Below are 12,664 nucleotides of genomic sequence, written 5' to 3'. Positions count from 1 at the left end.
TCTCGCCACGTCATTGCGAGCGAAGCGAAGCAATCCATCTTTCGGCAAGTGGAGATATGGATTGCTTCGTCGCTGCCGCTCCTCGCAATGACGACTGGACATATATTCGCAACCTTATTACGAGGGCATTGGATCGCCGAGCATGGGCGCCGCTGACGGCGTCGGCACCTCGCAGCCGGAGGCGCAGCAGCGTCCGGGCTGCTTCGACACCCGTTGTCCCTGGTCGACGAGGTCGCGGCCGAGCAAATTCTCGACCAGCTCGGCCTTCTCCATCACCGGATAGTTGCGCCAGATCTCGCGCTTCATCGCCTCCGGCGAGCCGCCGCCGTGCAACGAGATCACTGAATACCAGCCGGCTTCGTGCGAGACGGTGAGGTCCTCGATCAGCCGCGCCACCTCGGCGCGCTGCTCGGCCGGGATATCGGGACGTCCGCCCATGACAGCGGCAAGCGAGGCGCGCGTTTCCGGATTGTGATCCTCGTCGGGACCCGGCAGCGCGACGATCAGCCCGCCGGAGACGTAATGCGCGACGCGGTGCATGTCGTAGATCTTGGTCGCCAGCAGCAGCTTGCCGATGTTGGAGAACACCGCATCCGGCATCACCGAGCCCGCCGGATCCTTCGTGCAGTAGACCGAGGAGGCAACGCCGCAGGCATAGAAACTCTCGGTGATGGTGATCAGCTCGACCATCGCCTCGCGGATATGCGCATGCTTCTCGGCATCGAGCCCGTTGGCCTCGATCATCAGCGCGCCGGCGCCGATAAGGAGATCGCCGAAGCCGGCGCGGGCGCCGATGCAGGAATGCCGGTGATGCGTCGCGTAGGAGGTGGTGAGGAAGCCGCCCTCCTCGGTCTCGCCGGCGAGGAACACGCGGTCATGCGGCACGAACACGTCGTCGAACATCACGACGCCGACCGACTGACCGTACTTCGCCGAGAATTTCGCCGCGGCATCGCCGGGCCGGCCGGCCGGACGCGCGACGATGGTGACGCCGGGCGCATCGACCGGCACGGCGCAACAGACGGCAAAATCCTTGTCGACAGGCACATGGGTGCGGCACGGCATGACAAGGAATTCGTGCATGTAAGGCGCGCCGGTCACGATCGCCTTGGTGCCGCGGATCACGATGCCGTCGGGCCGGCGCTCCTTGATATGGACGTAGACGTCCGCATTGGCCTGCAGGCCGGGACGCTTGGAGCGGTCGCCCTTCGCATCGGTCATGGCGATGCCGAGCGTCAGATCCTGGTCCTGAACCTCGTGCAGATAGTTGAGGAAGCGCTGGCTGTAATCGGTGCCGTGGCGATCGTCGGTCAGCCTGGTCGCCTGAAAGAGACCGTTCAGCGCATCATGGGTCAGGTAGCGCTGCGCGCAGCCCGACGTCCTGCACACCAGCCGCACCGCCTCGAGCTTGTCGAGCAGGTCCTGCGAGCTCCGATCGATGTGGAGCATGCGGTTGACGGTCTTGCCCGAGGTACCCTGCCGCGCCGTCATGATCGGCACATGCTCGGGCTGTAGCGCGAAATCATAGGTCACGCCGACGCCTGCCACGCCGGGCGCCAGCAACGGCTCGTCCGCGACGCTCGCAACGGCCGCGCCGTTGATGAACACACGCGGTTTGTAGCGGCGCAGGGATTCCCGGTAGTCCGCAGCCGTCATCAGCATGGCGCTTCTCCCTTGCTCATTTATTCTAACACTGTTAAATTATCTAACGCTGTTAGAATTGAGTCAAGAACGGATTTGCCGGGCCATGCAGATGCGCGAGAGCAGGAAGGAAGCGGTCAGCCGCCACAAGCGGGAGCTGATCCTCGACGCGGCGCGCAGCGTGTTCGCGGAGGAAGGCCTCGAGGGCGCGAGCCTGCGTGCGATCGCGACGCGGGCCGGCTACACGCCGGCGGCGCTGTATTTCCATTTCGATTCCAAGGAGGCGATCTACGCCGAGGTGCTGCGGCAATCGCTGGCCTCGCTCGGCGAAGCCGTCAGTGCGGCGGTCGCGACGACGCGCGGCGCCAAGCAGAAGCTGCACGCAGCAGGCATGGGCTTCTTCCGCTATTACGCGGAGAACCCGCGCGACCTCGATCTCGGCTTCTACTTGTTCCGCGGCGGCATGAAGCCGGCCGGGCTCGGCCATGACCGCGATCACGCGCTGAACGCCGCGCTGGAGGCGGCGCTGCATCCGATCGCCGAAGCCGCAGAGGCGCTCGGCGCCTCCAGGTCGAAGGCGAACACGGTGATGGTGGACTGCTTCGCGCATGCGACCGGCCTCCTGCTGCTATTGCACACCGGCCGCATCAGGATGTTCGGCGCCTCGGCACCCGATTTGATGGATGCCTATCTGCGCGACAGGATCGCACAGATCGCAAAGGAGTGAGGCGCCTCAGTTGCGCGGCCGATATCGTAGCTCGGATGAAGCGCAGCGAAATCCGGGATTCACGCGCGCACGTTCGACCCGGATTACGTTTCGCACCATCCGGGCTACAGGTCTCACTTCCCGTGCGCTTCCCGCACCTTGGCCTGGATCTTGGCCATGCCGCCGATCCAGCGGTCGTAATTCTCGGTCTTCTTGCGCATGTAGCCGAGCACCTGCGGATGCGGCAGGATCAGGAAGGTCTCCTGCTCGATGCCCTTGAGTGCATCCTGCGCCACCTGCTCGGCGGAAAGATCGCCGTCGCCGGATTGCGGGCCCTTCGGGATCGAGCGCAGCATGTTGGTGTCGACGCCCTGCGGGCAGAGGATCGAGACCTTGATGTTGTCGGCGCGGTGCGAGATCGCGAGGTTTTCCGCAAAGCCGACCGCGGCGTGCTTGGTGGTCGAATAGGCCGGGCTGCCGACCTGCGACAAGAGGCCCGCGGCCGAGATCGTGTTGAGGAAATAGCCGCCGCCGCGCGTCTTCATGCGCGGCACCAGATGCCGCGCGGCATAGACATGCGCCATCACATGGATCGCCCAGCTCCGCGACCACGGCTCGTCCGAGGTGCCGCCGGCGTTCACCGACAGCGGATCGAAGCCGCCGCCGATGCCGGCATTGGAGCAGAACAGCGCGATCGGGCCGAACATGCGCTCGGTCTCGTCGATCACATGCAGGATGTTCTTCTCCTGCCCGACGTCGCATTTGAAGGCGGCACCACCGACCGTGGCCGCGACCTTCTCGGCCGCGCCATGATCGAGGTCGACGACCACGACCTTCGATGCGCCCGCGGCATGGAACGCCTCGCACAGCGCCTTGCCGATGCCATTGCCACCGCCGGTGACCACCACAACCTTACCTGCCACCTGCATGGCCATCCTCCCGATATCTTGATTTCAGCGCATGATCCGGAGAGCCGGTCTCATGTTCAAACAGAGGGATCATGATATCCCATCTTTTGCCGATGCATGATCTTTTCGCGAGGCCGGCCCGGCCCTGTGCGTAACGCTGGCGGACCGCTCAGCTCGCCAACACGACGTCGAACACGGCCGTGTAGTGGCAGGCGGCCCCGAGCAGCACGAAGCAGTGCCAGATCGCGTTCTGGAAGCGCAGCCGCCGCCAGGAGTGGAAGATCACGCCCAGGCTGTAGAGGATGCCGCCGGCCAGCACGAAGCCGAGCGCCATCGCCGGCAGTGCCTTCACGACGCGGTCGTAGAGCATGATGCCGCTCCAGCCCATCGCGAGATAAAGCCCGATCGAGAGTCGGTCGAAGCGGCCGGGATAGCGCAGCTTGAGCCAGATCCCGACGATCGCCACGCACCACACCCCGACCAGCAGCGCGATCGCGAAGGTGCTGTCCTTCAGTTCCACGATGAACGGCGTGTAAGTCGCGGCGATCAGCAGATAGATCGCGGAATGATCGAAGCGCCGCAGCACCCATTTGGCGCGCGACACCGGCCACAGATTATAGGTCGCCGACAACACCAGCATCGCGAGCAGGCCGGCGACATAGACCGACACCACGGCGATGTCGAACGGGCCGGCATAGACCGCGGTCAGCACGATCAGCGCGGTGGCGGCGACCAGCCCGAAAGCGACGCCGACGAGATGGACGACGCCGTCGGCGATCAGCTCGGCACGGTCGTAGTTCCACAGCGCGGCGCCGGCCGCGTGGATCGAGGTCGAGGCAAGTTGCTTCAGGCGGAAGACCGTCATGCAGGCTTTCCCGTGGGCCGATGGACGATGGGTAGCGCGGGTGGTCTGACGCGTTCAATTCCCCTGCCCCCCGACAACCCCTCGCCTGCAAAGGCGCCGGAAATGTGAAGCTTGATTTTGGCCCGATAATCGCCACCTTGCGGGTGATCGCCCGCCCCTTTTGGTCCCTCCTGCCGGGTTTTCGTTAACCCTCCATGGCCCCCAGCTTCACTGATATCGTCGAGGAAGCCCGTCTCTCGGCGCGGGCGCTGCTCGACTATGGCGAGGGCTTCTTCAACCCGACGGTGCGGCTCGGCGTCACCGGCCTGTCGCGCGCCGGCAAGACCGTGTTCATCACCGCGCTGGTGCACGGCCTGACCCGCGGCGGCCGCTTCCCGGTGTTCGAGGCCTATGCCTCGGGGCGGATCGCGCGCGCCTATCTCGCCCCGCAGCCCGACGATGCGGTGCCGCGCTTCGCCTATGAGAACCATGTCCGGACATTGGTCGAGGAGCGACGCTGGCCGAGCTCGACCACCGACATCTCCGAGCTCCGTCTCGTGATCGAGTATCAGCGGCAAAATGGCGCGGACCGCACGCTGACCCTCGATATCGTCGACTATCCCGGCGAGTGGCTGCTCGACCTGCCGCTGCTCAACAAGAGCTACGAGCAATGGTCGGCGGAGAGCCTTGCGCTGTCGCGCGAGCCGCTGCGCGCAAAACTCGCGGCGTCCTGGCACGCCCATCTCGCGACGCTGAAGCCCGAAGCCAAAGAGGACGAGCAGGCCGCGCTCACCGAAGCACGCCTGTTCACCGACTATCTGCGCGCCTGCCGCGACGAGCGCTTCGCGATGAGCCTGTTGCCGCCCGGCCGCTTCCTGATGCCCGGCAATCTCGCCGACACGCCGGCACTCACCTTTGCGCCGCTCGACGTGCCCGCAGGCGGCAGCGCGGGTGACGGCTCGCTATGGTCGATGATGCGGCGGCGCTTTGAAGCCTACAAGGACGTCGTGGTGCGGCCGTTCTTCCGCGACCATTTCGCGCGGCTCGACCGCCAGATCGTGCTGGCCGATGCGCTCGCCGCATTCAATGCCGGCCCCGAGGCGCTGCACGATCTCGAGGCCGCACTCGCCGGCATTCTCGACTGCTTCCGGATCGGCCGCAGCACGATCCTGAGCGCGCTGTTCCGGCCGCGCATCGACCGCATCCTGTTCGCGGCCACCAAGGCCGACCATCTGCACCACCAGAGCCACGACCGGCTGGAGGCCGTGCTGCGGCGGATCGTGGCCAAGGCCGCCGAGCGCGCCGAATATGCCGGCGCCGATATCGACGTCGTCGCGCTCGCCGCGGTGCGCGCCACGCGCGAGGCGCAGGTCCAGCGCGGGCGCGACCGGCTGCCGTCGATCCTCGGCACGCCGGCGCCGGGCGAGGTCGCCAATGGCGAGCGGCTCGACGGCGAGACGGAAGTTGCGACCTTTCCGGGCGACCTGCCCGATAATCCGGAGGAGCTGTTCAACGGCGGTTTCCGCGGCCTCTCAAGCTCGGACACCGAGGCCGTAGACTACCGCTTCCTGCGCTTCCGTCCGCCAAAGCTGGAACGAAACGGCGATGCAGAGCCGGTGCTGCCTCACATCCGCCTTGACCGCGCCCTTCAGTTCCTGATCGGAGACAAACTGCAATGAACGAGAAGACGCCCCCGCGGCGGCCGGCGACGTTCAAGCTCGACGATCCCGGCGTGGTCGTGATGGATCCGGACGACGGCAGCCGCCTCACCCGCGGCACGATCCAGATCGTGCCCGAGGCCGAGCCCGCGCAGCTCCCGGTCCCGGTCGATACGCCGCTGGTGCCGGCGCGCCGCGGCTTCCGCTGGGGCACACTGTTCTGGAGCGCGGTCGCGGGCCTCGTGGTGCTCGGCACCGGGCTTGGCGTCCTCAACCTGGTCGAGGACCTGTTCGCACGCAATGAAGGCCTCGGCGTCCTCGGGCTGGGACTCGCCGTCATCGCCGCGGTTGCGCTCGCCGTCGTGACCACGCGCGAGCTCGTCGGCCTGGCAAGGCTTGCGACGATCGAGAAGCTGCATCTGCGCGCCGCCGAGGTGCTGATCAGCGACGACCGGGCCGCGAGCCGCGCGATCGTTGCCGATTTGCTCAAGCTCGCGCACCAGACCCCGCAGCTCGCTCGCGCCCGCAGCGAGCTGCAGAGCCACACCGACGACATCATCGACGGCGCCGACATGATCCGCCTCGCCGAGCGCGAGCTGATGACACCGCTCGACGAGGAAGCGCGACGGCTGGTGTCGACGGCCGCGCAGCGCGTCTCGGTCGTCACCGCGGTCAGCCCGCGCGCGCTGTTCGACGTGCTGTTCGTGTTCGTGGCGAGCTTGCGGATGATCCGCCAACTGGCGCGGCTCTATGGCGGCCGGCCCGGCGCGCTCGGCATGATCCGACTGCTGCGCCACGTCATCGCGCATCTCGCGATCACCGGCGGCATGGCGGCCAGCGACAGCCTGATCCAGCAGATGCTCGGTCACGGCATCGCGGCAAAACTGTCACAACGCCTCGGCGAAGGCATGCTCAACGGCCTGTTGACCGCCCGGCTCGGCCTCGCCGCGATCGACGTCACCCGCCCGCTTCCCTTCAACGCCCTGCCGCGCCCGGCGCTGACGGATCTCGCGAAAGACCTGATCCGCAAGCGCGAGGAAGAGGAATGAGGTGCTTGCCTCGCCCCGCTTGCGGGGAGAGGCCGGAATTTTCGCGAAGCGCAAATTTCGGGTGAGGGGGAGTCTCCGCGAGACCAACTCTCGCCGTCCCCGTGGAGACTCCCCCTCATCCCGACCTTCGCAGAGCGAGCTCTGATCGTCTCGTCCCCGCAAGCGGGGAGAAGGAGGAGGCCAGCACGCGCCAGCGGAAGAAGGTGGTGTCCGGCGGCGGCGACAGATCGGGGGTCCAGCCGCTGATCTTCTCCAGCGCATAGGTGTCCATCACCATGCCGCGCCAGCTGCGCGTCACGCGCTCCAGCGGCTGGCGCACCGCTGATGTCTCGCTCCACAGCGGCAGATTGTTCTCGGGCTCGCGCCCGACATAAATGCCGGCGTGATCGCGGATCTTGCTCATGCCGGGATCGGCAAAGCCCTGGAAGCGGCCGCGTTCGTTGATTTCGATGACCGTCACCTTCCCGCGCAGCAACCAGCGCAGCATCGCATAGGTGCGATAATCCGTGGTCGCGACCCAGGTCGCGCCGGTCGCCTCAACCTGCGCCAGCGTGCGCGCAGCCACCACATCGTAGCCCGCCTCGGTGCCGATCGGATCGGTGCGGCCGATCAGATTCCACGGCGCGAACATGTAGTAGAGGAAGACGCAGACGACGAACACGATGCCTGATGTGATCGCGGTCCGCGCCCAATACACCGTCGATTTGACGAGCCCGACCGACCAGCCCTCGAACGGCATCCGCGTGACGTTGATCGCGACCGCCGCAAATCCGGCTGGCCACAAAAACATCGGCCAGGTGTCGCCGACCCGCAGCGTCAAGGACTTCCAGAGGAAGTAGATGAACGGCACCAAGACTGCGGTCGCCAGCAGGATCGCAACCGGCTCGCGCTTGCGATAGCCGCGCCATGCCGTCAGCGCGGTGCCGAACAGCGTCACCGGCAGCAGCACGAAGCCGACGAGGCCGAACTGCATGCCGACGAATTCGCCGACGGTGCGCAGCGTGAAGGCGCGCTCGGCGGTGGCGCGCACCGCCTGGAAGCGGAACGAGGCCCAGTCGTGCTCGGCATTCCAGATCAGCACCGGCGAGAACACAACGATCGCGATCAGCGCGGCAAGATACGGATACGGGCTGCGCAGCCAGCGCCAGCGCCAATCCGGCACCAGCGCAAAGGCGAGCACCGCCGGCGCGAACATGATCGCGGTGAATTTCGACAGCAGCGCCAGCCCGGCAAACAGCCCCGCGGCGAGCCACCAGCGCCCGTCACCGCTTTGCGCAAGCCGCACCAGCGACCACAGCATCGCCACCGAAAACGGGATCAGCGCCGTATCCGGCGCGACCTTTGCCATCAAGAGGCCGTAATACAGCGCCGCCTCCGGCAGCAGCAGCGCCATCATCACGGCGCGGACGTTGTTGGCCGTCACGCGGCGGACGATGTCGGCGAGCAGGAGCTGGGTGGCCAGCATCGCGACGATGCCGCCGAGGCGGACGCCGAGATTGGTGTCGCCGAGGATCGCGGTGCCGAAGCGGATGAACCAGGCGACCATCGGGGGATGGTCGAGGAACGACAGCACGTTTTCCTTCGACCAGGTCCAGTAATAGGCCTCGTCGGTGCGCAGATCGAGCGCATGGGCGTAGACCAACCGCATCGCGGTCATGGCAACGATCACAGCGATGACGCCCCGCCAGTCCGGCGCGCGCGAACGGGCCGGCTTAACGCTGTTGTTATCGGCTCCAGGTTCGGCTTGGGCTATCGTCACGGCGCGCTTTTTGTTCGACTCTTAACGGAGTGTCAACGTGCCGCGCGGCCCGCTCTCACGGCTGGTCCGGACCCGCGGTGGTGTTCAGCGCGGGAATTAACCACTAGACTTGCCGATCATGAATCACATGGCCTCCCCCTCGCGCGAGCACTTGCAGGACATGGCCCGCGGTATCGGCCTGCGGCAGGTCCGCATCGTCACGGGGGCGATCATGTTCGCCTACCTGACCAGCCATTTCCTCAACCACGCGCTCGGCAATATCTCGACGCAGGCGCTGGCGATCGGGGTCTACTACCACACCGAGTTCTGGCAGTTCCTGCCGGTCGCGATCGTGTTCTACAGCGCCTGCCTGGTCCATACCGGGCTCGGCATCTGGGCACTCTATCAGCGCCGCGAGTTCCACTGGAAGGCGATCGAGCCGCTGCAACTCACGCTCGGCCTCAGCATCCCGATGCTGATCGTCGCCCACGTCGTCGGCGTACGGCTCGGCCAGACCCTGTACGGGCACGAGAAGCTCTACCCCCAGGAGCTGTACACCTTCTTCATCGCCTCGCCGAACCGGCTGTGGCAGATGCTGGCGGTGCTGGTGATCGCTTGGGTGCATGGCTGCATCGGCCTGTATTTCTGGCTGCGGCTGCGTCCGTTCTTCAAGCGCGCCGCGCCGTTCCTGCTCGCCGGAGCCGTGCTGATCCCAACCCTGGCGATGCTCGGCGTCTACCAGGGCGGCCGCGCCACGGTCGCGGATTATCAAGATCCCGACTGGCGGCGCGAGGAGCTCTCGGTGCAGAAGCTCGGCACGGCGGCGCAGGGGAGCACGCTCGAGAAGATCACCGACGGCCTGACCATCGGCTATCTCGGCCTGCTCGGCCTCGTGCTGCTGGCGCGCGGCGCGCGGGCCCTGCTGGAGCGCCGCGGCGGCATGATCGCGCTGTCCTACGGCAACGGCCGCACGCTGCGGGTACCGAAGGGATTGAGCGTGCTGGAAGCAAGCCTGCGCTACAACGTGCCGCATGCGAGCGTCTGCGGCGGCCGCGCACGCTGCTCGACCTGCCGCATCCGTATCATCGGCGACCACGCCGGATTGCCCGAGCCCTCGCCGCGCGAAGCCTTCGTGCTGCACCGGGTCGGCAATGACGATCCGTCGATCCGGCTGGCCTGCCAGTTGCGGCCGACCGCCGACCTGAATTTCTTCCAGCTGTTCCTGCCGAGCACGACATCGGCCAACGCGCACGCCGCCAATCCGGCACGGGTCGGCCAGGAGCGCTATCTGGTCAGCATGTTCGTCGACATGCGCGGCTCGACGCAGCTTGCCGAGAAGCGGCTGCCGTTCGACACCGTGTTCATCGTCAACCGCTTCCTCGGCGCGGTGTCGCAGGCGGTGCTGGAAGCCGGCGGGCGGCCCAACCAGTTCATCGGCGACGGCATGCTGGCGCTGTTCGGGCTTGCCACCGACCGGCAGGTGGCCTGCCGCCAGGCGTTGCGCGCGGCGGCGCTGATCGCAACCCATATCGACGAGCTGAACCAGTTCCTGAGCCACGATCTGCGCGAGCCGATCCGCTTCGGCATCGGCATCCATGGCGGCGAGGTGATCGTCGGCGATATCGGCTATCGCGACCACATGGTGTTCACGGCGCTCGGCGATGCCGTCAACGTCGCGGCACGGCTGCAGGACATGACCAAGGCGCTGGCCTGCGAGGCGATCATCTCGGACGAGGTGCGCGTCACCGCCGGGCTGGCCGACGATGCCCTGCCGGCGCAGGAGGTCGCGATCCGCGGCCGCAACGAGCCGATGACCGTGCGCACGGTCGAAAAGACGCAGCTCCTGTCGACGCTGGTCGACGACCGGCGTGCCGTCGCGGCCTGACCGGTTCATCTCCGCTTCAGCCCAATGTGACCTGCCGCACATCCGACGGTGCGTTCAGCAGAGATGCTCGAACGTGCCCGATGCCGGATGCGACTGACTGGCGATGGGTAACACTGCAACCGCGCCGCGACAGAGCTCAACGCGCACCTGAAGGAGAAGACCATGTTTCGCAAAGTCACGCTCGCTCTCGCCACTGCCGCAACACTCGGCGCCGCCGCGCTGGCGCCGACCGCAGCTTCCGCCAAGCCGTTCTTCTGGCATCCGCATCACCATCACTTCTGGGGTGGCCCGGGCATTGCCGTCGGCTTCGTCGACTCCGGCTGCTACGCCACCCGCCTGGTGCTGACGCCCTATGGCTATCGCTATCGCACCGTGAACGTCTGCTACTGATCGAACCTTCTACTTGGATGGAAACGCCCCGGTCGCCGACGCGACCGGGGCTTTTCGTTGTTGCGACGCAACGCTGCGAAAGCTCAATTGACTCGCGGTTGTCAGGTGCGACATTTGGACCGCGCGCATTCCATGATGCGAAGGCGCGCAAGGCAATCTGGGCCTGGTGATGACCGGCTCACGACAGAACAGCTTCGGAGGAAGCGGAATGCTCGATCGACGAGACTTGATGAAGCGCGCCGGATTGGCCGCTTTGGTGACGGGGCTGGGATCAAGGGGTGCATTCGCCCTCGACACCGTGACGCTGCCCTTTGGCAATGGCGAGCGCCCGCTGGTGCGCTACCCGCAAAAGCGCCCGATGATCGGCCTGACCGCCCGCCCGCCGCAGCTGGAAACGCCGTTTGCGGTCTTCAACGACGGCCCGATCACGCCGAACAATGCGTTCTTCGTGCGCTATCATCTGGCAGACCTCCCCTACAATCTCGATCCGGACAAGTTCACGCTGGAGGTCAAGGGCAAGGTCGACAAGCCGCTGAAGCTGTCGCTGAAGGACATCAGGAAGCTGAAGGCGACCGATATCGTTGCCGTCAACCAGTGCTCCGGCAACAGCCGCGGCTTCTTCAGTCCGCGCGTCGCCGGCGGCCAGCTCGGCAACGGCGCGATGGGCTGCGCGCGCTGGCACGGCGTGCCGCTGAAGACCGTGCTCGACATGGCCGGCGTGCAGGCCGGAGCCAAGCAGGTCACCTTCAACGGCATGGATGGTCCGGTCAGCGACAAGACGCCGGATTTCGTCAAGGCACTCGACATCGACCACGCACGCGACGGCGAGGTGATGCTGGCCTGGGGCATGAACGGCGAGGACCTGCCCTTCCTCAACGGCTTCCCGCTCCGCCTCGTGGTGCCCGGCTATTACGGCACCTATTGGGTGAAGCACCTCAACGAGATCACCGTGATCGACAACGTGTTCGAGGGCTTCTGGATGAAGTCCGCCTACCGGATACCGGATACGCCGAACAATGCGGTCGAGCCCGGCACCGCACCGAAGGCGACGATCCCGATCAATCGCTTCACGGTGCGCTCGTTCATCACCAGCGTTGCCGACGGCGCCAAGCTGAAGGCCGGCCGCACCATGCTGCGCGGCATTGCCTTCGACGGCGGTAAAGGCATCAAGGAGGTGATGATCTCGACCGACGGCGGCAAGAGCTGGACGCCGGCCAAGCTCGGCAAGGACCTCGGCAAATACGCCTTCCGCGAATGGAAGTTGCCGGTGAAGCTCGCGGCCGGTCCCGCAGAGCTGAAGGTGCGCGCCACCAACAATGCCGGCGACACCCAGCCGATGGATCCGTTGTGGAATCCGGCCGGCTATCTGCGCAACGTCGTCGAAACCGTGCGCGTCACCGCAGCGTGAGGAGAAGCATCATGACCAGCAAGCTGCTTCCATCCCTCGCCGCGATCGCCGCGCTGTCGATCGGCGCCGCCATCGCCGCGCCCGTGAACTACACGGTCCCCGAGGAAACCGCGGCCTTCAAGCCAGGTCCCAACCTCGAGGTGGTGCAAAACAACTGCACCGCCTGCCACTCTGCCGACTACATCAAGACCCAACCGCAGGGCGAGAAGTTCAAGAAGGATTTTTGGCAGGCCGAGGTGACCAAGATGATCAAGGTCTACAGTGCGCCGATCGACGAAGCCGACGTCGGCAAGATCGTCGAATACCTCTCCGCGACCTATTGAAACGCGGCCGGTCGATCCCCGCGTGCCGGCCGAAAAGGCAGCGCGCGGGACGATCGATCCAGTTCGGTACATTGGAACCGGTCCGTTTTTGCAGCGCATCAATTGACCACGAAA

Annotated in this window: 11 protein-coding genes; 7 read left to right on the top strand and 4 right to left on the bottom strand. The window is 66.1% G+C overall.

Annotated elements, in window-relative coordinates; translation table 11 throughout:
- Nucleotides 1-117 precede the first annotated feature (117 nt).
- Entirely contained in the window at nt 118-1,662 is a 1,545-nt protein-coding gene (locus tag ACVWZM_RS30075; RefSeq protein ID WP_057019275.1) for a 4-hydroxyphenylacetate 3-hydroxylase family protein, read from the bottom strand.
- A 91-nt stretch (nt 1,663-1,753) separates the two neighbouring features.
- Here ACVWZM_RS30075 and ACVWZM_RS30070 point away from each other — a divergent pair, with 91 nt between their 5' ends.
- Nucleotides 1,754-2,368 (top strand): TetR/AcrR family transcriptional regulator, encoded by a 615-nt coding sequence (locus ACVWZM_RS30070; RefSeq protein WP_229190944.1) that lies wholly within the window; start codon nt 1,754-1,756, stop codon nt 2,366-2,368.
- A 113-nt stretch (nt 2,369-2,481) separates the two neighbouring features.
- On the opposite strand, the gene ACVWZM_RS30065 is transcribed toward ACVWZM_RS30070, so the two are convergent.
- On the bottom strand, nt 2,482-3,276 hold the full coding sequence (locus tag ACVWZM_RS30065) for an SDR family oxidoreductase (RefSeq protein ID WP_456855497.1): 795 nt from the start codon (nt 3,274-3,276) through the stop codon (nt 2,482-2,484).
- A 148-nt stretch (nt 3,277-3,424) separates the two neighbouring features.
- Nucleotides 3,425-4,120, bottom strand: coding sequence for a PAQR family membrane homeostasis protein TrhA (trhA, locus tag ACVWZM_RS30060; protein WP_057019273.1), 696 nt, complete (start codon nt 4,118-4,120; stop codon nt 3,425-3,427).
- 194 nt (nt 4,121-4,314) lie between these two features.
- Between trhA and ACVWZM_RS30055 the strand changes: the two genes are divergently transcribed.
- Both ACVWZM_RS30055 and ACVWZM_RS30050 read left to right on the top strand, forming a co-directional pair.
- Entirely contained in the window at nt 4,315-5,778 is a 1,464-nt protein-coding gene (locus ACVWZM_RS30055; protein ID WP_456855496.1) for a YcjX family protein, read from the top strand.
- Nucleotides 5,775-6,806 carry a YcjF family protein gene (locus ACVWZM_RS30050; protein WP_316395305.1) on the top strand — a complete coding sequence of 344 codons (1,032 nt, stop codon included), beginning with the start codon at nt 5,775-5,777 and terminating at the stop codon, nt 6,804-6,806. Before ACVWZM_RS30055 ends, ACVWZM_RS30050 begins: the two co-directional genes overlap by 4 nt.
- Before the next feature lie 115 nt (nt 6,807-6,921).
- Here ACVWZM_RS30050 and ACVWZM_RS30045 read toward each other — a convergent pair whose 3' ends face one another.
- Nucleotides 6,922-8,463 carry a glycosyltransferase family 39 protein gene (locus ACVWZM_RS30045; protein ID WP_456856794.1) on the bottom strand — a complete coding sequence of 514 codons (1,542 nt, stop codon included), beginning with the start codon at nt 8,461-8,463 and terminating at the stop codon, nt 6,922-6,924.
- A 220-nt stretch (nt 8,464-8,683) separates the two neighbouring features.
- Here ACVWZM_RS30045 and ACVWZM_RS30040 point away from each other — a divergent pair, with 220 nt between their 5' ends.
- The 4 genes from ACVWZM_RS30040 (at nt 8,684) to sorB (ending at nt 12,550) form a co-directional block, all read left to right on the top strand.
- On the top strand, nt 8,684-10,429 hold the full coding sequence (locus ACVWZM_RS30040; protein ID WP_410469703.1) for an adenylate/guanylate cyclase domain-containing protein: 1,746 nt from the start codon (nt 8,684-8,686) through the stop codon (nt 10,427-10,429).
- Nucleotides 10,430-10,591: 162 nt separating this feature from the next.
- The gene (locus ACVWZM_RS30035; protein ID WP_028342505.1) at nt 10,592-10,819 is read left to right on the top strand and encodes a hypothetical protein; all 228 of its coding nucleotides are present in this window, start codon (nt 10,592-10,594) and stop codon (nt 10,817-10,819) included.
- 208 nt (nt 10,820-11,027) lie between these two features.
- Nucleotides 11,028-12,227 (top strand): SorA family sulfite dehydrogenase catalytic subunit, encoded by a 1,200-nt coding sequence (sorA, locus tag ACVWZM_RS30030; protein WP_456855495.1) that lies wholly within the window; start codon nt 11,028-11,030, stop codon nt 12,225-12,227.
- A gap of 11 nt (nt 12,228-12,238) precedes the next feature.
- Nucleotides 12,239-12,550 carry a SorB family sulfite dehydrogenase c-type cytochrome subunit gene (gene sorB / locus ACVWZM_RS30025; RefSeq protein ID WP_456855494.1) on the top strand — a complete coding sequence of 104 codons (312 nt, stop codon included), beginning with the start codon at nt 12,239-12,241 and terminating at the stop codon, nt 12,548-12,550.
- Nucleotides 12,551-12,664: the final 114 nt, after the last annotated feature.

The sequence above is a fragment of the Bradyrhizobium sp. USDA 4501 genome (assembly GCF_054062115.1).
The sequence above is the reverse complement of the archived record's forward strand: the minus strand, read 5'-3'. Positions and strand labels throughout refer to the sequence as shown.

What these genes read in the sequence shown, in the direction of transcription:
- ACVWZM_RS30040 (WP_410469703.1), top strand. Translation starts at nt 8,684, where the DNA reads ATGAATCACATGGCCTCCCCCTCGCGCGAGCACTTGCAGGACATGGCC.
- ACVWZM_RS30075 (WP_057019275.1), bottom strand. Translation starts at nt 1,662, where the DNA reads ATGCTGATGACGGCTGCGGACTACCGGGAATCCCTGCGCCGCTACAAA.
- sorB (WP_456855494.1), top strand. Translation starts at nt 12,239, where the DNA reads ATGACCAGCAAGCTGCTTCCATCCCTCGCCGCGATCGCCGCGCTGTCG.
- trhA (WP_057019273.1), bottom strand. Translation starts at nt 4,120, where the DNA reads ATGACGGTCTTCCGCCTGAAGCAACTTGCCTCGACCTCGATCCACGCG.
- ACVWZM_RS30050 (WP_316395305.1), top strand. Translation starts at nt 5,775, where the DNA reads ATGAACGAGAAGACGCCCCCGCGGCGGCCGGCGACGTTCAAGCTCGAC.
- ACVWZM_RS30070 (WP_229190944.1), top strand. Translation starts at nt 1,754, where the DNA reads ATGCGCGAGAGCAGGAAGGAAGCGGTCAGCCGCCACAAGCGGGAGCTG.
- ACVWZM_RS30055 (WP_456855496.1), top strand. Translation starts at nt 4,315, where the DNA reads ATGGCCCCCAGCTTCACTGATATCGTCGAGGAAGCCCGTCTCTCGGCG.
- ACVWZM_RS30035 (WP_028342505.1), top strand. Translation starts at nt 10,592, where the DNA reads ATGTTTCGCAAAGTCACGCTCGCTCTCGCCACTGCCGCAACACTCGGC.
- ACVWZM_RS30045 (WP_456856794.1), bottom strand. Translation starts at nt 8,463, where the DNA reads ATGACCGCGATGCGGTTGGTCTACGCCCATGCGCTCGATCTGCGCACC.
- ACVWZM_RS30065 (WP_456855497.1), bottom strand. Translation starts at nt 3,276, where the DNA reads ATGCAGGTGGCAGGTAAGGTTGTGGTGGTCACCGGCGGTGGCAATGGC.
- sorA (WP_456855495.1), top strand. Translation starts at nt 11,028, where the DNA reads ATGCTCGATCGACGAGACTTGATGAAGCGCGCCGGATTGGCCGCTTTG.